Origin of the sequence: Cryobacterium sp. TMT3-29-2, assembly GCF_004564305.1 — a bacterium.
GTDB lineage: Bacteria > Actinomycetota > Actinomycetes > Actinomycetales > Microbacteriaceae > Cryobacterium > Cryobacterium sinapicolor.
On record NZ_SOGK01000129.1, the window covers coordinates 31043 to 50546 of the forward strand.

14 protein-coding genes are annotated in these 19504 nt (G+C 64.5%); 10 read left to right on the forward strand and 4 right to left on the reverse strand.

Features of this window, described 5'->3' with window-relative positions; all coding sequences use genetic code 11:
• Window positions 1-3: 3 nt before the first annotated feature.
• From E3O67_RS14985 to E3O67_RS15000, 4 genes are all read left to right on the forward strand, one after another.
• The gene (locus E3O67_RS14985) at window positions 4-1281 is read left to right on the forward strand and encodes a sensor histidine kinase (protein ID WP_135103050.1); all 1278 of its coding nucleotides are present in this window, start codon (window positions 4-6) and stop codon (window positions 1279-1281) included.
• Window positions 1282-1295: 14 nt separating this feature from the next.
• The gene (locus E3O67_RS14990; protein WP_135103060.1) at window positions 1296-1961 is read left to right on the forward strand and encodes a response regulator transcription factor; all 666 of its coding nucleotides are present in this window, start codon (window positions 1296-1298) and stop codon (window positions 1959-1961) included.
• Between the two features lie 47 nt (window positions 1962-2008).
• Window positions 2009-2965: a prolyl aminopeptidase gene (pip, locus tag E3O67_RS14995; RefSeq protein ID WP_134429891.1), complete on the forward strand. Its 957-nt coding sequence runs from the start codon at window positions 2009-2011 to the stop codon at window positions 2963-2965.
• 235 nt (window positions 2966-3200) lie between these two features.
• A complete protein-coding gene (locus E3O67_RS15000) occupies window positions 3201-5273 on the forward strand; it encodes an endo-1,3-alpha-glucanase family glycosylhydrolase (protein WP_135103051.1) in 2073 nt (690 codons plus the stop codon).
• 83 nt (window positions 5274-5356) lie between these two features.
• Here the strand turns inward: E3O67_RS15000 and E3O67_RS15005 are convergent, their stop codons facing one another.
• A complete protein-coding gene (locus E3O67_RS15005) occupies window positions 5357-6844 on the reverse strand; it encodes a polysaccharide biosynthesis tyrosine autokinase (protein WP_167726681.1) in 1488 nt (495 codons plus the stop codon).
• A gap of 421 nt (window positions 6845-7265) precedes the next feature.
• Between E3O67_RS15005 and E3O67_RS17080 the strand changes: the two genes are divergently transcribed.
• Window positions 7266-7628 carry a hypothetical protein gene (locus tag E3O67_RS17080; protein ID WP_134429896.1) on the forward strand — a complete coding sequence of 121 codons (363 nt, stop codon included), beginning with the start codon at window positions 7266-7268 and terminating at the stop codon, window positions 7626-7628.
• A gap of 125 nt (window positions 7629-7753) precedes the next feature.
• Window positions 7754-9139 carry a hypothetical protein gene (locus tag E3O67_RS15015; protein WP_134429897.1) on the forward strand — a complete coding sequence of 462 codons (1386 nt, stop codon included), beginning with the start codon at window positions 7754-7756 and terminating at the stop codon, window positions 9137-9139.
• On the opposite strand, the gene E3O67_RS15020 is transcribed toward E3O67_RS15015, so the two are convergent.
• Both E3O67_RS15020 and E3O67_RS15025 read right to left on the reverse strand, forming a co-directional pair.
• Window positions 9078-10166, reverse strand: coding sequence for a glycosyltransferase (locus E3O67_RS15020; RefSeq protein WP_241982220.1), 1089 nt, complete (start codon window positions 10164-10166; stop codon window positions 9078-9080). The genes E3O67_RS15015 and E3O67_RS15020 overlap by 62 nt on opposite strands.
• Before the next feature lie 18 nt (window positions 10167-10184).
• Entirely contained in the window at window positions 10185-10787 is a 603-nt protein-coding gene (locus tag E3O67_RS15025; protein ID WP_241982222.1) for a putative colanic acid biosynthesis acetyltransferase, read from the reverse strand.
• A gap of 170 nt (window positions 10788-10957) precedes the next feature.
• On the opposite strand from E3O67_RS15025, the gene E3O67_RS15030 reads away from it, so the two are divergent.
• Both E3O67_RS15030 and E3O67_RS15035 read left to right on the forward strand, forming a co-directional pair.
• On the forward strand, window positions 10958-12211 hold the full coding sequence (locus E3O67_RS15030) for a hypothetical protein (RefSeq protein WP_134429901.1): 1254 nt from the start codon (window positions 10958-10960) through the stop codon (window positions 12209-12211).
• On the forward strand, window positions 12208-12912 hold the full coding sequence (locus E3O67_RS15035) for a DapH/DapD/GlmU-related protein (RefSeq protein ID WP_134429903.1): 705 nt from the start codon (window positions 12208-12210) through the stop codon (window positions 12910-12912). The genes E3O67_RS15030 and E3O67_RS15035 overlap by 4 nt, the downstream gene beginning before the upstream one ends.
• On the opposite strand, the gene E3O67_RS15040 is transcribed toward E3O67_RS15035, so the two are convergent.
• On the reverse strand, window positions 12909-13511 hold the full coding sequence (locus E3O67_RS15040) for a CDP-alcohol phosphatidyltransferase family protein (RefSeq protein ID WP_241979250.1): 603 nt from the start codon (window positions 13509-13511) through the stop codon (window positions 12909-12911). The two genes, E3O67_RS15035 and E3O67_RS15040, sit on opposite strands and share 4 nt — an antisense overlap.
• A 401-nt stretch (window positions 13512-13912) precedes the next feature.
• Here E3O67_RS15040 and E3O67_RS15045 point away from each other — a divergent pair, with 401 nt between their 5' ends.
• Both E3O67_RS15045 and E3O67_RS15050 read left to right on the forward strand, forming a co-directional pair.
• Window positions 13913-17986: a LamG-like jellyroll fold domain-containing protein gene (locus E3O67_RS15045; RefSeq protein WP_135103055.1), complete on the forward strand. Its 4074-nt coding sequence runs from the start codon at window positions 13913-13915 to the stop codon at window positions 17984-17986.
• Window positions 17987-19489: a glycerophosphodiester phosphodiesterase family protein gene (locus E3O67_RS15050; RefSeq protein WP_134429908.1), complete on the forward strand. Its 1503-nt coding sequence runs from the start codon at window positions 17987-17989 to the stop codon at window positions 19487-19489. It begins immediately after the preceding gene.
• Window positions 19490-19504 lie beyond the last annotated feature (15 nt).

Sequence of the window (19504 nt, forward strand, 5' to 3'; positions counted from 1 at the left end):
TGAATGACCGAAACACAGTTCACCCGCGGCCGGCCACCCGTGCCGACCGCGGGTGAACTGCGGCTGCCGACACCGCCGGGGGTGGCCAGGCGGTTCTGGGCAAGGCATCCGTGGCTCAGCGACACGCTCGTCGCGAGCGTCTATCTCGTGCCAATGGTCATCCTCTTCCTGGTCGACGTGACCCGGCAGGCCGGGCCCGGCCTCCCGCCGCAGGCCCTCAGCACCGCCGCGGTGGTGCTGGTCATCACGGCCGCACTGCTGGTGCGGCGGCACGCCCCGCTGCTCGTGCTCGGGGTGACCTGCGCCGGACTGGTCGCCGCCTTCCCCGAGCAGGGCGACACCCTGCCCGTGCTGATCGCGCTCTACGCCGTCGCGGTCTACCGTGGCGTCCGGAGCGCCTGGTTCGGCCTCGCCGGCGCGGTCGGCGTCGCCGCCCTGGGTGCGTTCGTCGGCGCGAGCAGCTACGCCTCCTGGCTTGCCGTCGCCTCCCAATCCGCGGTCCTCATGCTCGCGGCCACCCTGGTCGGCGTCACGGTCGGCGATCGCAAGCGCTACGTGGCGGCGCTGGTCGAACTGGCCGCGCAGCTGGCCCGGGAGCGCGACCAGCAGGCCCAGCTCGCCCGGATCACCGAACGTGGGCGCATCGCCCGGGAGATGCACGACATCATCGCGCACAGCCTGTCGGTCATGGTCGCGCTCGCCGATGGCGCCGACGCGCTCCTCGTGAAGGACCCGGAGCGTTCCCGCGTCGCGCTGCGCGAGGTGGCCCGCACCGGCCGCGGCTCGATGTCCGAGATGCGCCGGCTGCTCGGCGTGCTGGGGGAGGACCCTCAGGAGACGGGCGACCCCGATGCGACGGATGTCCCGCTCCGACCTCAACCCGGCGCCGACCAGCTCGTCGACCTGGTCGACTCGTTCCGCTCCGCCGGACTGCCCGCCCGGTTGGAACGAACCGGGCGCATCCCCGGCAGTCAGGGTCTGCAGTTGACGGTGTACCGCATCGTGCAGGAATCGCTGACCAACGCGCTGCGCTATTCGGCGCAGCCGACCGTCGTCTCCGTGCGACTGACCATGGTCCCGGGGCGGCTCGAGGTGGTTGTCACCGACGACGGTCGCAACGCACGGGACTCGTCGCGTTCGCCAGGCACCGGGCGGGGCCTCGTCGGGCTGCGCGAACGCGTCGCGCTCTACGACGGCACCCTCATCGCCGGGCGTCGGCCCGGCGGCGGCTGGCAGGTGCGCGCGACGATGACGGTCGACGAAACGGAGGAACAAGCGTGACGCCGACCCGGATCATGCTCGTCGACGACCAGGCGCTGCTGCGCACCGGCTTCCGGATGGTGCTCGAGGCCGAAGACGATTTCACCGTGGTGGCCGAGGCTGGCGACGGCGCGGCGGCGATCGCGCTCGCCGCCGGTCTGCATCCCGACGTCATCCTGATGGATGTGCGGATGCCCGGGATCGATGGCATCGAGGCCACCCGGCAGATCACCGCCGCGTGCCCGGACAGCCGGATCATCATCCTCACCACCTTCGACCTCGACGAGTACGCCTTCGGTGGCCTCCGCGCGGGCGCGCGGGGGTTCCTGCTGAAAGACGCCCAGCCCAGTGAACTCGCCGCAGCCGTCCGGGCCGTGGCCTCGGGCGACGCCTCTGTTTCGGCGCGGGTGACCCGGCGCATGCTGGACCTGTTCGGATCCAAGCTCCCAGGGGTCGATCCGGGGGCCGACGAGGCCGAAGCGGATGCCGACGCCGTCCGGATCGGCCTGCTCACCGACCGGGAGCGCGAGGTCTTCCTCGCGGTCGCGGAGGGGTTGTCGAACCCCGAGCTCGCCGACCGGTTCTTTCTGTCCGAGTCCACCGTCAAGAGCCACGTCGGACATATCCTGGCCAAGCTCGAACTGCGTGACCGAGTGCAGGTCGTCATCCTCGCCCACCGGCTCGGCCTCGTCACGCACTGACCGGGCCCGATTCTGCGCCGATGCACCCGGCGAATAGGCTCGGGGGTATGCGCACCTTCTATCCCGAGATCGAACCCTATGAAACTGGACTTCTCGAAGTCGGTGACGGGCAGACCATCTACTGGGAGGCATCCGGCAACCCGGACGGCAAGCCGGCCGTCTACCTGCACGGCGGACCGGGCGGCGGGTCGAGTCCGAAGCAACGCCGCGTCTTCGACCCGGACAAGTACCGCATCATCCTTCTCGACCAGCGCGGCTGCGGCCAGAGCACGCCGCACGCGAGCGCCGCGGATGCCGACCTCAGTACCAACACAACCTGGCATCTCGTTGCCGACCTGGAGAAACTGCGCGAGCACCTCGGCATCGAGCGCTGGCTGGTCTGCGGCGGGTCCTGGGGCAGCACCCTCAGCCTGGCCTATGCCGAGACGCACCCGGAGCGCGTCACCGAACTCGTGCTGCGCGGTATCTTCACGCTGCGCCCGATGGAACTCGACTGGTTCTACGAGGGTGGCGCCGCGGCGATCTACCCGGACCTCTGGGAAAACTTCATCGCCCCGGTGCCGGTGGAGGAACGCGGCCACCTGATCGCGGCATACCGGCGCCTGCTGCACGACCCCGACCAGTACGTGCGCGAGCGGGCGGGCGTGGCGTGGTCCACCTGGGAGTCCTCCACCATCACCCTGCTCCAGCAGCCCGACCTGATCGAGCACTTCACCGAACCCGCGTTCGCGGTGGCCTTCGCCCGGATCGAGAACCACTACTTCACCAACGCGGGTTGGTTCGAGCCGAACCAGCTGATCCGCGACGCGGACCGTCTGAAGGACATCCCCGGTGTCATCGTGCAGGGCCGCTACGACATGTGCACCCCCGTGTTCACTGCCTGGGAGCTGCACCAGAACTGGCCGGAGGCCGATTTCAAGCTGATTCCGGATGCCGGTCACTCCTTCGACGAACCGGGCAACCTGGATGCGATCATCGAGGCCACCGACCGCTTCGCGACCTGATGCCGGCCGGGGGAACCCCGGCAACAGCAGGCCCACACCGGTCGGACGGCCGTCCAGAAAATGAGCTCGCCCCGGACGAAATGATTCCTGCCGGTGACCTGTCCAGGCCCTTGACACTCTCGTTTTATTAGGTAATGACCCTACCCTTCGATAGCATTCGAGTATTGCTCAGGTGACCCCTCTTCGGGGGTCACGTCACTCGCGCTCTCAATCGCGCACAATCTTGAGATGTTGTATGTCTGCTCCTTATGCACCCCAAAAATCCTTGATCAAATCCCTGAACCGGCACACCAATGGCAAGCCGCGTATCACCAAGCTATGGCAACGCACCGCCGTCCTTGCGGCGACAGTGCTGGCCCTATCGGCTTTCGTTCCGTTGCCTGCGTCGGCGGTGACCTCTCCCCAGGCTGTTGTCGCTGCCCCGATCGCAGTGAAAGCGGCAGAGGCCACCTGGACCACCATCCGCGAACCCAGCACACCCCACAACACGACGCTGTACGTCAGCGCCACGTCGGTGGCTGACAAGACCTTCCTCAAATTCGACACGGCACAGTACACGGGCATGAGCGTCGTGTCGGCAACATTGGACGTGAAAGTCGCCAGCACCACCTCTACCGCACCTGGCGTGCAGGTCTATCCGGCCTCCTCGGCCTGGAGCGCATCGACTCTGACTGAAGCAAACCGGCCCGCCCACAGTGACCAGGAACTGAGCGGTGCAACAGTTCGGGCGCTGACCGGACAGACGATGTCCGTGCCGCTCTCGGGTCTGAACGGTACAGCGCTGTCCGGGTCGACTGCGTTCGAAGTGCGCTATGCCCAGAAGTTCGTCAGCACCTCGTTCGTGGGCAAAGGGGAGGCGCGCCCCACGCTGAGGCTCGTCCTCGCGGCACCCGGATCGACGCCCGGATCGACGCCCGGAACGGCGCCCGGAACGGCGCCCGGATCGGCCACCGGATCCGACAACCTGTCATTCGCGGTGCCCGGGGCGAACACCACCGGCAAAAAGGTCTTTGCACACTACTTTCCGCCGTACCCCATCTCCATCGAGAACAAGGCACCCGCATCGGACTACTACGCGATCAACTACCTCACCGCGCCGGGTGAGGGGGGCATCCACGCCAACTACGGCGGATTGCTGCGTGACCGCCCCGAGGGGCGCGCTCCACTTCCGGGGGACTGGAAACTCACCGATATGAAGAAGGAGGTCACCGACGCGGCAGATGCCGGTATCGATGGCTTCACCGTCGACATCATGAGTCTGTCCGGCCTCAACTGGGAGCGAACACTCGATTTGGTGCAGGGCGCGGAGCAGTCCGGCAGAAACTTCACCATCGTCCCGAACCTGGACATGACGGCCAGCGCCGGAAAGGCCAGCATCGCGACCATAGCGGCAAAACTCGCCGAACTGTACAAGTCCCCGGCCACTTATCGCCTGAGCACAGGCGAATTCGTTCTCTCCTCCTTCGCCGCTGAGCGTCAGAACGCGGTTTGGTGGGGGCAGCTGAAGTCGACGTTGGCTTCGCAGTACGGGATCAAGACGGCATTCATCGCCGTGTTCCTGAATGCCAGTGACGAGAACCTGAAGAGTTTTGCGCCGATCAGTTATGCGCTGAGCAACTGGGGTACCCGGACGCCGGTGACCATCGAGAACGGTCCCGATTACGCGGCGAAGGCACGAGCACTCGGCGTGAAGTGGATGTCTCCCGTCGCCGTCCAGGACGTCCGACCCCGGAGCTACCTCTACGACGAAGCCGGCAATACGGAAACCCTGAAGGCGTCCTGGAAACGGGCGCTGTCGAACGGATCTGAACTGGTGCAACTGGTCACCTGGAACGACTACTCCGAGGGGACGTCGTTCGCTCCTTCGGCAGCGCACGGCGAGGCCTTCCTAGACATCAACGCGTACTACCTGAGCCAGTTCAAGGAGGGCTCAGCGCCGGCTATCGTCAAGGATTCGATCTACGTGACGCACCGGATTCAGCCCTATGCAGCGACGCCGACCACGCCGCAGCAGCTCATGTCACCCACGTTGAGCGGAACAGCCATGAAACCTCGGGACACCGTCGGAGTGCTCACTTTCCTCACGGCGCCGGCGACGGTCACGGTCTCAATCGGAGGAAAGAAGACGTCCTTCGAGGCGCCGGCAGGAGAATCAAGCAGGACCTTCCCGCTGGCGCTGGGTACGATCGGTGCGAGTGCGGACCGGAACGGGGCGCAGATCGCCGCTGTCACCTCTCCGTATCCAGTCGTTGCGCGCCCTGTCGTACAGGACCTGCAGTACTACGCCGCGAGCAGCAGGACCCGGTAACCAGGATCATCGGAACATAGCCGGGTGCTGCCGAACTGCCTGCGGGTCGGCAGCACCCTTCTGTGTCGAGTGGATGAGAATCGCTACCGTTTGCGGAGTGCGACTTCTTCCTCGTGGCTGGGGACGGGCTGTTCGTGTCGTGACGCCTTCTGCTCCGCCGCCGCGTGCGGCATGTAATACCGGCCTCGATTCCGACCGAGAAGCCGAGCGGGTGCCAGGTTCAGGATCGCGCCGAGGACCGGCGTCCCTGCCGCCTTGAGGCTCTCGACGGCTTTCCGGAGTTCCCGCGCTTCGACCTTTCCCGACCCGACGACGAGAACCGCCCCGCCGAAATACCGTCCGAGGATAGCTGCGTCAGTCACGGGCAGGAGAGGCGGGCAGTCGATGACGACGACGTCGAACCGGTCACGCAGTGAGGCGAAAATCTGTTGGGCGTGGGTGGAGGAAAGCAGTTCGCTCGGATTCGGGGGAACCTGCCCTGACAACAGGATCTGGAGACCGTCCGGCCCCCAGGATTGGAGTACATCATCCACGTTGGCGTCGTGGGCCAGGATAGTCGTGAGACCGACCGTTCCCTCGAGGTTGAAATAGTCGGCCAGGGACGGTCTCCGCAGGTCCGCTTCGACCAGACACACCAGGCTGCCGGAGGCCGCGAGTGTGATGGCGAGATTCGCCGCCGTGACGGATTTTCCTTCGCCGGGAATGGACGAGGTGACGACGAACACCTTGTGGCGCTCATCCGCCTGGAGGAAATGCAGGTTCGTTCTGACCTGCTTGAATTCCTCGGCCCGGATGGGGCTGAAGCCTCGTTGCGGTACCAGCGGGTTGTTGACACTTCCGCGGTCGTACACAATCGTCCCGAGAAGTGTCAGACCGAACTGCCTGAGCTGTTCCGCGGTTCTCACTTTCGCGCTCGTCAGCTCCCGCAGGAGAATGAAGCCGAGCCCGGCAACGAAGCCGCCCAGCAACCCGGATGCCAGTGCGATCGACGGGCTGGGGGCGGACGGCGCGGTGGGTGTCGTCGCACTCTGCACGGACTCGAGGCGCAGCGGTGTAGTGCCGTCGCTCCGTTTCGGGACCAGACGGATCACCGTATTGACCAGACTCGTCGCCACCGCGTCGGCAGTGGCGGCAGCGCGGTCCGGCGAGGTATCCGTGACCGCGATCGAAATGAGGGACGTGTTCAAAGGCACCGAGGCAGATACCCGGTCACTGAGCTCGCCGACAGTGGTTTTCAATCCGAGCGCGGTGATCACGGGTTCCAGGACGATCTGGCGGGTCGCCATGATGCTGTAATTGCGCGCCTGCTGTTGTGAATAGTTGCTGCCCTGCGCGAGATCACTGGTGTTGTCACTACCGATTGCCGAAACGAATAACTCCGCTTCCGCAGAGTATTCAGGCTCGGTGGTCAACACGTAGACCGAAGCGGCGATGACGCCGAGAATGGTGAATGTGACGAGTGCAACCCAGCGAGATCGCAAGAGGTTCCAGAATCCACGTTGATCCACGTATTCGCCCTTCCCCGTGTCGAGCGGCACCGGATTGACCAGCCAATGCTGAGACTCTATCAAGAACCTCATTATCACAGCGACCCACGTAGGGGTGGCATATGCGTGCCACTATGAGCACATGATAGCCCGACCTCTGATGCGGCCTCGGCGGTGGAAATTTCTCGTCGTCGCCGTGCTTTTCGTGGGTGCCATCGGGCTTGCACTCCTCGCGCTGCAGCCGGTCGGCACGGAAGACGCAGGAGCGCCGAAAGACCCGTACCCCACCATCACCGCCGTTCCACGTGCGCCCACGGCCGTGTTCCTTGGTGGGGCATCAACCTCGGGAGCCGGAGTCAGCGGCCAGGCCACCCGCTGGTCGACTGGGCTCGCTGCAGACAAGGGCTGGCAGGAGGTCAATCTCGCAACAAAAGGAGGTGTCATCGCTTTCGGAGTCACACCCGGAACCTGTGGGCCCTCGCCGTGTCCGAGCTACCAGGACTTGGTGGCCAAAACCGTCGGCCTGAACCCCTCCGTCGTCGTGGTGGCGGCGGAACGGGCCGGCATGAATGTGGATCTGCCTGAAGCAGTGGCAACCATCAATGCCGCACTTGCCGCCCTGCGCGTCGGCCTGCCCGATGCGACTCTGGTCGTCGTCGGACCGGTGGCGCCCAACGGTATGGACGATACTCGGGCAGTCGAATTGGACAGCGAGGTTCGCGCCGCCGCGGCACGCGTCGGCGCCGCGTACGTTGCTCTGCTCGAACCGAATGTTCTCGATCCATCGATGGTCGCAAGTGACGGTGTCAGTGTGAACGAAGCAGGTCATGCCGCAATCGCAGCCCGTGTGAAAACTGCGCTTTCGTGAGGGGGCCCGGAGATGGCGCCGACGGCCGGACGTCGGGGTCAGCATCGATTTTTCGCACCGTCCTCGGGGTCACCGTTCTCGGTGCCATCCTCGCTGCCGTCATGCCACTGTCTCTCCTGGTTCAGGTGCCCGACGTCGGCAGAGGACAGGCGTGGATTCTGACTTTGGTCCTCGTCGTGTGGGCAGGTCTGCGACTCGCCCTCCTCATCGTTGTCGGCCGTCCGATGCTGTTCGACTTCTTCTTCTGGATGTTCGTCTACGTTTTCATGGGGATCGCTCCCACCGTCCAGATCCGAAGTGGTCTCATCTCGCGGACGACTCAAGGGATCGACGAGTCACTCGAGCTCCCCACGGCCGCCCTGGTCTGTCTGGGCGTCGCCTGCTATGAAATCGGGCGATTGGTTGCTTACGGGCATGAGCGCGGCAGGCTGACAACCGGGAGTCGAGAAGAGGGGAATGCCCCCGTTCGGGCGGTAACCCAGGTGCGGACCTGGTCGACTCTGGTGCTCGTCGGCGCAGGCTTCATCTTCAGCCTGTATTTCATCTCCAAAATCGGTTTGGGATCGCTTTTCGGTAGCAGGGATCAAGCCTTTGCCGCGCGTTCAGCGACGTGGACGGATCCTGCGGTGCGCTCGATCATGTACGCCGTTGCCATCTACCCGTTGTTGGTGGGCATCGGCGCGCTCGTGCAGGTGAGGCGGAGGACGACGGGGCCGCTGGCGATGGCCTATGGCGGCGTGATTGCAATCGGGATCGCACTCCTACTCACTGTCGTGAATCCGGTCAGCAGCGCGCGCTACAGCCTGGGCACTGTTCTCTTCGCCCTTGCCGTATACGCGGGAGCACTGCTCACCGTCGCGCGTGTGCGAACGGCCCTGACTGCAGCACTCGTGGGATTGATTTTTCTGTTTCCCCTGGCGGACGCCTTCCGGCGACCGGAAGTCAACTTGGTGCGCAACGGTTTCTTCGGGGAGTACGAGGGGAACCCTGACTATGACGCATTCTGGCAAGTCGCCAATGCGTTCTCGTACGGTCTTGACGGGCTGATTGAACCGGGGCGCCAGGCGCTCGGCAGTGTCCTCTTCTGGGTACCCCGAGGCCTCTGGCCGGACAAGCCCGTCGACACGGGGATTCTGCTCGCTCAATATCGCGGCTACAGTTTTCAGAACCTCTCTGCCCCGCTCTGGGCGGAATTCCTGGTCAATGGCGGCATCGGTGTTCTCATCGTGGGTTTTCTCCTGGTCGGCTACGCATTGCGGGTCATGGACAGTCGACTTCTCCCCGCGGTCAAGGCCTCGGGCTATTGGGCCATTGTCGGGGCAGTCTTCCCGGTCTATATGACAATTCTCTTGCGCGGTTCACTGCTCCAGGCGACGGGAGTGGTGGCGGTCGCGCTGGCGTGTCTGCTTTTCGTCCGACAGCCGGTCAGGTCCCCCGGAGGCGACTCGCTCAGCGGTACGAACTGGCCAGAGTTTCAGCAATCGCCTGCATCCCGAACCGGTTCCGGCTAGCCCGCGCGCCGGCGCGGCCCATGCTGCGAGTCAGGACGTCGTCGCGTAGAACCGTTGCAACGGCGCCGATCAGAGCCTCGAGAGAGTCGTCCACGACAATCCCACATCCGATCTCGTCGACCGCCTGAGCAAGCCCGCAGCTATTCGTGATGACCACCGGCACGCCGAGCGACATGGCTTCGAGAACGGACATCGGATACGGTTCATCGACTGAAGGCAGAACGTAGACGGCGGCCCGCGCCAGCCGTTCATTGGTTGCATCCGGGGCCAGTGGTCCCTCCCAGGAAAGTACGCCTTTGCGATCGGCCGCGTCGATGAGGCGTTGCACCGCCGGTCCCTCTCCTTCATCGGGACCGACCAGGGTGAACGACACCTGCGGGAATTCATCGGCAAGAGCGAGCGCCATTTCCACGAAAAGCTGCGGGCGCTTCCGGCGGGCGAGTCGAGCCAGGTAGAGCACTTCCGTGCCCGCAGAGGGACCGTGTGCGCTCACCGGCACTGGTACACCATTGGCGAGGTGCTGCAGGTGGAGCGCTGTGCCTGCAACCGCGCTGAGATCATTCCGTTCCTGATCGGTGAGGTAGAACACCACCTTCGCCCCCCTCAGAGCCGGCCGGGTGACGAACGCGTCCAGAGGAATCGCCAATGGATTGCCTGAAGGGTCGATCATGCCGTGAGTCTGCATCACGTACGGTATGCCAGCCTTGCGTAACCAGCGCGCCGCAGGGAGGGTGACGAGGTCACGGGCGGCATGTATGTGCACAACGTCAAAAGAGTCTGCGGCCTGTTTGAGCCAGTGCTGCAGGGCGGGTGCGCACAGGCCGGCAAAACCGATCCCCGGAATGATCGTTCGGGCGGGGAACAGACGCAGCGGCACACCGTCGAATTCATGGGGGGCTGCCTCACCGAATCCGCGGGCGCCGCCGGCTAGCACCACTTCGTGGCCTGCTTCGCGGAGTGCGCGGGCCTGGTTCAACGCGACGCGAACGGGACCTCCATACTCACCGTTGGGACTGACGAGCGTCACGATGGAGAGCACACGCATTCAGGTCTGGTCCCGGTCCTGTGAGAGCTCTGGTCGTTTCGCGCGCGGAGCTCGCAGAAGTGTTCCAGCCGGCAAGCTCCCGGAGACGAGAGCCGTCGCGCCGACGACGCTGTCGTGGCCGATCCTGCTGCCGCGGAGAATTGTTGCCCTGGCCGCGATCCATGCGCCGTCTTCCACGACAATCGGCGCATTGTCGAATTCGAATGTCTGCGAGGTGCGGTCATGGCTGCCCGTGCACAGCATGACGCCCTGGGAAATGCACACGTCGCTGCCGATGAGCACCGGCTCGAGATTCAGAATCCAGACGTCTTCGCCAATCCAGGAGTTGTCGCCGACGACCAGTTTCCAGGGCCAGTGGATGCGCACGCGATGGCGGATCAGGACATTGTCACCGATCGTGGCTCCGAAGAGCCGCAGGAGCGCGACGCGGAGACGGGGCGGGCACCACCACCGGACAATGACCAGTCCGGAGATGAGCAGCCAGCTGATCTGCCAGAGCGAATTCCGTCCCCGTTCGTAGCCCGCGCCGGAGAATCCGGCTAGGTTCCGGCGAGGGAGACCTAACGGTCGGGCCATCTGTGGTCTCGCGTCGCTGACTGACATGATCGTGAGTGTACGCAGACAAGCGATCAGCGGCTAGATATCCCGTCGAATGAAGTGCTGCTAGCTTGATCACATTCAACCCCGTCGATCTGAGCGTGGGCCGGCGAGATGAGGGTCCGATGAGGGCAGGTGCACCGCGGGGCAGAGGGCTGGGGCGCGTTCGAGCCCGCATGAACACCATCATCGGTTACTCGATCTCGATGGTGCTTCTGGCCGTCGTCTCGCTTGCGGTGATCCCCTCGATGGTCGCGGCAAGCGGCGCGGCGGCTTGGGGGATGATTGCGGCAGGCCAGTCCATCGGCGGAGTAGGTGCGGTGATCGTCGCCTACGGCTGGGGGCTCTCCGGGCCGGCCTCCGTGGCGAGGGCCGACGCGAACATGCGCCTCACCGCCTATGCGGAGTCGGTTGTCTGCAAGCTGCTGATCATTTTCCCCGTCGGCCTTCTTGTCTTTTCGGTGGCCTGGGGGGTCGGTCGCGACTACGCCATCTTCGCCGGAGTCGGCGCTCTGTCCACGGCGACCGTGGGATTGACTGCGAACTGGTTGTTCGTCGGTCTTATGCAACCGTACCGACTCCTGGTCTTCGAAACCGTCCCGCGTATTCTCGGTACCGGCATCGGCATCTTCTTCATGGCTCACGGGTCGAGCGCTCTCGTGGGTGTGCTCTGGCAGCTGATCGGTATGGTGACGGCATTCGTGGTCTCCACCATCTGGATCCTGCGACCGTGGAGACTCCGTCGGCTTCGGTCGCTCCCGCGCAGGCGGGTCGGGGTGGTGCTGTCTTCGCAGCGGCTGGGACTGACCTCGACCGTGCTTTCCTCGATCTACACTTCGACCCCGATTGTCATCGTGTCGTTGATCGCCCCGGGCGCGCAGCCGGTTTACGCCGTCGTCGAGAAGGTGCAGCGCCAGGTGATCGTGGGACTCGGTCCATTCGTCACGATCCTCCAAGGTTGGGTGCCCAAGGCTCGACAGCAGGAGCTCGTCCGCCGAGTCAGGACGGGGCTGCTCGCCGCCGTGGTGTTCGCGGTTGCGCTCGCCGGTCTCATGCTGGCCGTAGCCCCGGAATTGGTGGGTTGGCTCGGAGGCGGCCAGATCAAACCGTCTTTTATCACCCTGATACTTATGGCGTTCATCACCGGAGTGAGCCTGATCGAGGCGGTCGTCAGCAAGGCCTGCCTGGCGGCATTGCGCAGACTCGACGTGGTGACCAGGGCGACCGCCATTGGTACTCTGGTCGGTCTGCCCTGCGTCGCTATCGGAGCCGTGTTGTGGGGGGCAGAGGGGGCGCTCTGTGGTATCTTCGCAGGGCTTTCGCTCAGGCTCCTGCTTGAACTCATAGGCATGCGCCGGGCAATCGCCCAGCGCAGCGTGAGTGCGCTCGACGTCACAATGGATCCGGAAATCGGGGTGAACGGCTCATGAGTCAGATCAAAGACGCAATGAGGGCGCTGGCTTGGGCGTTACCGGCGAGCACGGCCAAGAATCGGCTCCTCCGCTCGATCGGCCACGACATTCATCCGACCGCAATCGCGCGATCGTGTCTCGTCCTTCGGGTGACACAGGTTTCGATGGGAGCGAACAGCCGGATCGGTCGCTGGAACTTGCTCAAGAATATGCGCCGAGTGTCGATCGGTGATCACGCAACCATCGGCCGCTTGAACGTTTTTTCATCCCACCCTGTATACAAGCGGCTCTACCCGGACGGCGCCGTACTGGAAGTCGGACCTCATTCCTTTGTCACGAGCCGGCATCAGTTCGATTGCTCCGGCTCCATAGTGATCGGCGAGTACTCCAGTGTCGCCGGGCACGAAACCAAAATTGTGACGCACAGCATCGACGTTCGACGAAATGCCCAGTCGGCCTATCCGGTGCGAATTGGAGCCCGGAGTTTCGTCGGAGCGCGCTGTCTGCTCTTTGGCGGTGCTGTCCTGCCTGACCGGTCGGTCCTGGCGGGGGGATCGGTGCTCGCCCGTGCGAAGCAGGGCGCTTCGCCCGGACTGTGGGCGGGTGTTCCGGCCTCGCTCCGCGGGCCGATCGACGGTGAGTGGTTCGAGCGCTCGACCACGGGAACCAGCCGGGTCTTCATCCCGGCGACGGGAGAAACCGTGGAAGACGCGCTTTAGCCGCGGGCAGACAGCGTCCGGAACCATTTGCCGAGCAGTAGTGCCATGACCAGCGTGTTGGCGGCCAAGAGGAGGCTGTAGGCAACGACGAAGGCACCAGGCCAGCCAGTGAGGATGAAGCTGAGCGAAAGGATCCCGTAGTCGGCCGGCAGCAGAGCAATGGCCCGGGCTCTCGAGGGGCGACGAGCCCTGCCCTCGCCGTTGGCCGGGGTGGTGGGGGTTTCTTTCGCTGAACGACGCAGGAGCAGCGCCATCAGCAGGCCGCCCACAAAAGTGACGACGGACACGACTTGGAATGCGAGCGGCACGAGATACCAGATCGGCTCCACCGACCAGAATCGGAACGCCGTGATGAGGATTGCGGCGTGGACGGCGACGACCTTGCCGGCGTCCACGACGTGATCGAGCCACTCGCCTGCGGCGGAACCTCGGCCGGTCAGGCGTGCGACCTGTCCGTCTGCCGAATCCAGGGCGAAGCCGAGAATGAGGAGGACCGTTACGCCGACGGCTCGGAGCGGGCTTGGTTCCCCGCTGACCAGGAGGGCAAGACCCGCGCCCGTCGCAAGGGCCGACAGTGCGGTCACCTGATTGGGCGTCATCCTGAGTCCAAAACACACCGAGGCCAGCACACGCCCCAACGGCCGGTTGACGTATCGCGTGTACAGCGACACCCCGGTCTGTGCCTTCTGCGCACTCGCAAGCTGTGCGTGTGCTTCACGAAACTGTGTCATCGCGGGCCTTCCTCGGATCGATGGAGCAGGGGGCGCGGATGCCGCGTCCTCGGCACATGGTATCCCTACGGCACTCGCCACTTATCGGGGGTATTGCGCGTGTGGCGCACAGGGCGTACGTTTCCGCCGATCCCTCCTTTTCGCTAGTCGTGAGCAATGCTTTTCTTACCCGAAGCGCTCCAAAGCCGCGTGAGGCTGGATTCCATAGTTCGATCGCAGTCTTCCGAGCTTTCCAGCGACGAGGCTGCTCACCCGAGGGACAGGAAGCTATGCGCAAGCTTGCCGCAATTCTCACCACCGTGGCGGTTGTGGCCGGACTCGCCATGGCGAGTTCCGTGCCGCAATCGGCGTCGGCGCTCTCGACCGGCGTCGCCTTCAGCGCGGACAACCTATCGACCTGGCAGACGAACGGCGTCGTCTACGGGGTCGGTACGGTGCACGGCAAAGTCGTTGCGGGTGGAACATTCTCTCAGATCAGACCACCCAGCGGTGGTGTCGGAGTGGCGAGAAACCAGGGCACGCTGGCGATTTTCAACGCGGAAACGGGAGCGCCCGACAGCTGTCAGTTCGCCATGACCCTGAACGGGGCCACGCCGACTGTGCGGTCGGTGATTGCCTCACCTGACGGCAACACCATTTACATAGGGGGCAACTTCTCCACCGTCGGCGGAGTGAACGCCGCGCGGGTTGCCGCGATCGACCCCGTCGCCTGCACCGTCAAGCCGTTCCGGGTGGCGGGGGTGTCCTCCTTCGTCTTCGGCATGGCTGCCACCTCGTCAACTCTGTACCTGGCCGGAGAGTTCCAGACCGTCGGCGGCCAGACGCGCCAGCGGTTCGCGGCGGTGAACGCTACGTCCGGCGCGCTTCTGCCCTGGGCCCCGGCGGCTGACACTATCGGGCGGGCCGTGGCCGTTTCTCCCGACCGCACCAGGGTGGCCATCGGTGGTGACTTCTTCACGGTCAACAACCAGGATTCCCACTCCATCGCGGTCGTCGACGCGACCACCGGCGCCAACGTGCGGAACTACCCCCTCGGCTTCATCCCTCGGACCTCGGTGACCAAGACCCTGTGGTCGGACGGCACGTCGTTCTACGGGGGCAACGAAGGAACAGGGGGCGGAGTCTTCGACGGCCGTTTCGCCATCAACTGGGGCACACTGGACCAGACCTGGCGGGACACCTGCCTGGGCGCGACTCAGGCGGTGCTCGAATATCAGGGAACCTTGTATTCCGCCAATCACGCGCACGACTGCTCATCGAACAACGCATTCCCCGACGGGAAACGCGTGTACCTCACCGCGCAGAACACCACGGACGCGGCTTTGCTGGGTTGGTTCCCGACTGCGAATGACGGCACAGGCGAAGGCATCGGCCCTCGTGCCCTCACCATTGCGACCGGCGCCACAACGGGAAAGAAGTACCTCTGGTACGGCGGCGAGTTCACGGTCATCAACGGCACAGTCCAACAGGGTCTCACCCGGTTCGGCCCGGATGACGTCGGTGCGCCGCCCACCCCGGTCGTGGCGGCCGAGGCGCTCACCTCGGGTGCCAACCAGATCCGTTTCCGCACCGTGGTCGACCCTGACGACAGCGCCTTGACGTACAACGTCTACCGGAATGGCGCCGCGACCCCGATCTGGACCGGTACCGCCAACTCACTGTGGTGGACCCGCCCGCAGGTGACCGTCGTCGACACGAATGTCACCGCTGGCACGAATTACACCTATCGGGTGACGGCGAATGACGGTGTCAACACCAGTCCGCTGTCGGCGTCGGTGTCAGCCCGCGCTGTCACCAAGGGGGTTGACTACCCCAGTCAGGTGATCCAGGACGGAGCCAAGTTGTATTGGCGTCTGGATGAGGTTTCCGGTCCCTGGGCGCAAGACAAGTCCGGTGCCACCGTCTCCGGCCTGAACGGCCTCTACAAGAACGGTGTCACCTATGGCGCCGGCGGTGCGATCGCCGGTGACGCCGACACGTCCGTGGCGTTCAACGGAACCGACGGCTATGTCTGGAGCGACCAACAGGCGGCGGCACCCACGACCTATACGATCGAAACCTGGATCAAGACGACGACGACTCGAGGCGGCAAAATCATCGGCTTCGGGAATGGCCGGCCGCACACCGGGAACGGTGGCACGCGTCTCAGCGGAAGCTACGACAAACACATCTATATGGACAACCAGGGTCGCCTGACCTTCGGTGTCTACATCGGTCGCCCCGAAACGATCAGGACGGCCTCGTCGTACAACGACGATGCATGGCACCACATCGTGGCAACTCAGAGTGGGACCGGGATGAAGATGTTCGTGGACGGCGTTCGGGTGGGCCAGAACGCCACCAGCACCAGCCAGCAATACAGTGGCAACTGGCATGTCGGCGGGGACAACCTGAATGGCTGGCCCAACCAGCCGTCCAGCGCTTTCTTCGGCGGCCAGATCGACGACACCGCGGTCTATGCATCCGCCCTGAGCGCCGCGCAGATCGCCCAGCACTACACTCTCGCCGGGGGTACCCCCGCCGTTCCGCCGACTCCCACAGACGCGTATGGAGCCAGGATCTACACGGACGAGCCTGATGTGTACTGGCGCCTCGACGAGGCCTCCGGAAACACGGCGAAAGACTCGTCGTCCAACGGCCAGAGCGACGGCGAATACGGCACCGCCGTGCAGCTGCAGCAGCCGAAGGCCATTCAAGTCGGATCTTCTGTGCAGGCCAGCGGAACTCAGGCTGGCGGTATCGCGACCAAGACCGCACGCTCCTCTTTCCCGGCCTTCTCCACGGAAGCGTGGTTCAAGACGGGTAGTTCATCCGGCGGGAAGATCGTGGGCTTTGAGAATGCCGCAACCGGGCAGGGTTCGAACTACGACAAGCAGATCTATCTGACCAATTCGGGCAGCGTCGTCTTCGGGGTGTACGCCGGGGGTTTCCAGCTCATCGAATCACCGCCGGGATTCAACGACAACACCTGGCACCACGTGGTCGGTACACAGGGTCCCGACGGAATGAGACTCTACCTGGACGGTCTGGAGATCGGTTCGAACCCCACCACGGTCAACCAGGCATTCGACGGCTACTGGCGTGCCGGGGGTGGCAACCTCAACAGCTGGCCCTCGCAGCCCGCGAGTCCTTATTTTGCGGGCCTGCTCGATGAGGTGGCGGTCTATCCGTCGGCCCTGAACGCGGCGGCCGTCACGGCTCACTACGAGCTGGGCTCCAACACCACTCCCGATTCCATAGCGCCGAGCGCTCCCACCGGCCTGACGTCGACCGTCTCGAACGGCTCCGTCGCGTTGGCCTGGACGCCATCAACAGACAATGTCGGCGTCACCGGCTACTCGGTGCACCGAGGGTCCGCAGCCGGCTTCGTCGCTGACGCCACCAACAAGATCGCCGACGTGACCAATCCGTCCTATACGGACTCGGGGCTCGCCGACGGCACATACCACTACGTCGTGTTCGCCTACGACGCCAGAGGCAACGCCAGTCCGGCTTCCGCATCGGTACCCGCGACGGTGTCGACCCCCGACACCGTCGTACCGAGCGTTCCGACTGGTCTGACGGCGACGGTGTCGGGGAGTGCGGTCTCGTTGGCCTGGACCGCGTCGACAGACAATGTCGCCGTGACGGGTTACTCCGTGCACCGAGGGTCTACGGCTGAGTTCGTCGCTGACGCGTCGAGCAAGATCGCAGATGTCTCGGGTGCGTCCTATTCGGATCCCGGTCTGGCGGCGGGGGTTTACTTCTACAAGGTGGTGGCGAGTGATGCCGCCGGCAACGTGAGTGCTGCCTCTGGTGCCGCGGAGGCGACAGTTCAGGCCGCCCCTGTGGAACCGGTGGTCCTGACGGCCGGTGCCAGCGAGGATGCGATGGTGTACCAGGTGCTTCCCACGACCAACTTCGGGTCCAATAACCAGTTGTCGTCCCGGGGAGCAGGCACGTCGCTGATCGAGTCGTACCTGAAGTTCGCAATCCCGGCTGCTCCGGCGGGCACTGTGCTCAGCGGGGCGACCCTCCGAGTTCGAACCTCGACAGACTCGACCGCAGCCTCGGTGGACGCCCAGATGTTCAAGCTGCTGAGTGGGAATTGGACGGAGGGCACGGTGAACTGGAACAACCGACCCACCGGCCTGGGAGCAGACCTGGGGAGCCTCACCGGCGCATCGGCAACGAACACGGCTTACTCGGTCCCGCTCGATGCGGCGCAGCTGAGAACTCTCACTGGTTCAACGCTGTCCGTCGCGCTGGTCAGTGCCGGCTCGGACAACCTCCGGCTGTGGTCGACCAACAGCACCAGCGCCACCTACCGCCCACTGCTCACCCTGACCTACACAGCAGGCTGAATGTCCAGCGGTGCCGAGGGGCGGAGCACGGCTGACACCAGCCGTACTCCGTTCCTGCCGTCGATGAACCGCAGACAGTTCCTCCTGGCCGGCGCCTCCACACTGTTGCTGTCGGCTTGCCAAGCCGCACCAGTGCCAGCGCCCGCGCCACCGGTCTCCGTTCCCCCGGCCGCTGCGGCACGATATGCGATCGGAGATCTCCTCGGAACGACACCGTTCTATGTAGCTCACCGTGGCTCCGGAGACAACTGGGTTGAGCACAGCTTCGATGCGTACAGCCGCTCGATCGCCAGTGGGGCCAAAGCGATCGAAGTCTCGGTCAGCGCCACCTCCGATGGCGTGTTCGTGTGCCATCACGATCTGACGACCAAGCGGATGACGGGTGTCGACCTCCCGATCGCGGAAGTCACCTGGGAGGAACTGTCGCAACTTCGCAGCGACGCGAGAGCCTGGCTCGGCCCAGCGGCTGAAAAGGAGCCGCTGCCGTTGCTCGCGGACGTATTGGATGCCTTCGCCACAACGCACGTGATTTTTCTCGAAGACAAGCAAGGCACCAACACGGAAGCTTTGCTCAAGGTCATGGACAGCTACTCGCACTCCACGGACCATTTCGTCTGGAAACAATGGGCAGGTGCAACGCAATACACACTGGCCGACAAGCACGGTTACACAACCTGGGGATACTTCACTCCGGAACTTTTCGAGCGTGCAGATGAACTTGCGCCGCGTTTCGATCTGCTCGGGGTGTCACACCGGGCGACGGATGCGCAGGTGGCCGTGTTGGTGGGCTTCGGAAAACCGGTTATTGCGTGGGAGGTGCACTATCGCTCGATGCGCGACCGGATGAGCGACCTGGGCGTGGCTGGGATGATGTGCTCCAATCTGCCCTACGTGACCGGGACGACCGCGGGTTGTCAAGGTGACTCCTTCGGAACCGGGCTGCGGGCCGCCGGCGACCTGCCCTGGACCATTGACGAGGGCACCCAGGTGCAGCCCCTGATCGATGCGGGCGCCGCATCCGTGGCACTGGGCCACCGGGACGTGCAGAGCTACCTCATGGGCTCAATGTGCCCGGTGGGTCCCGGCTCGTATCGGATCACGTGTGAGCTCCGTTGGCCGGGGTCGCTTCCAAGGGCGGAGCAGCACGCCGGGATCGCCTTTGGTGCCGCAGACGACCGGCCCTACCGAGTCAGGGCGGTTAGCGATGTGCCGGGGTACCACATGATTCTCCGGGCGAATGGCTCCCTTGAATTGTTCAGCCGGGTCGCGGGGACGACCGAGGGCACGCGGTTGAAAGCGGTGCTGACTGCCCCACCCCGGGCTTCGGAATGGGTGCGTCTCCAGATCGAAGTCCTCGCAAACAGTATTCGCATCCTTCGACTTGACGGTGAGGGCTGGTCGATGGACATCGATGACGCGAGCTACCGGGGAGGCTATTTTTGGCTGTGCAAGAACTACCAGGACGGACCGCCGGTCGAATTCAGGTCAATCCTCGTCAGTTGATGACCATTCGTTCCG

What these genes read in the sequence shown, in the direction of transcription:
- E3O67_RS15045 (WP_135103055.1), top strand. Translation starts at nt 13,913, where the DNA reads ATGCGCAAGCTTGCCGCAATTCTCACCACCGTGGCGGTTGTGGCCGGA.
- E3O67_RS15000 (WP_135103051.1), top strand. Translation starts at nt 3,201, where the DNA reads ATGTCTGCTCCTTATGCACCCCAAAAATCCTTGATCAAATCCCTGAAC.
- E3O67_RS14985 (WP_135103050.1), top strand. Translation starts at nt 4, where the DNA reads ATGACCGAAACACAGTTCACCCGCGGCCGGCCACCCGTGCCGACCGCG.
- E3O67_RS15035 (WP_134429903.1), top strand. Translation starts at nt 12,208, where the DNA reads ATGAGTCAGATCAAAGACGCAATGAGGGCGCTGGCTTGGGCGTTACCG.
- E3O67_RS15040 (WP_241979250.1), bottom strand. Translation starts at nt 13,511, where the DNA reads ATGACGCCCAATCAGGTGACCGCACTGTCGGCCCTTGCGACGGGCGCG.
- E3O67_RS14990 (WP_135103060.1), top strand. Translation starts at nt 1,296, where the DNA reads ATGCTCGTCGACGACCAGGCGCTGCTGCGCACCGGCTTCCGGATGGTG.
- E3O67_RS15050 (WP_134429908.1), top strand. Translation starts at nt 17,987, where the DNA reads ATGTCCAGCGGTGCCGAGGGGCGGAGCACGGCTGACACCAGCCGTACT.
- pip (WP_134429891.1), top strand. Translation starts at nt 2,009, where the DNA reads ATGCGCACCTTCTATCCCGAGATCGAACCCTATGAAACTGGACTTCTC.
- E3O67_RS15030 (WP_134429901.1), top strand. Translation starts at nt 10,958, where the DNA reads ATGAACACCATCATCGGTTACTCGATCTCGATGGTGCTTCTGGCCGTC.
- E3O67_RS15025 (WP_241982222.1), bottom strand. Translation starts at nt 10,787, where the DNA reads ATGTCAGTCAGCGACGCGAGACCACAGATGGCCCGACCGTTAGGTCTC.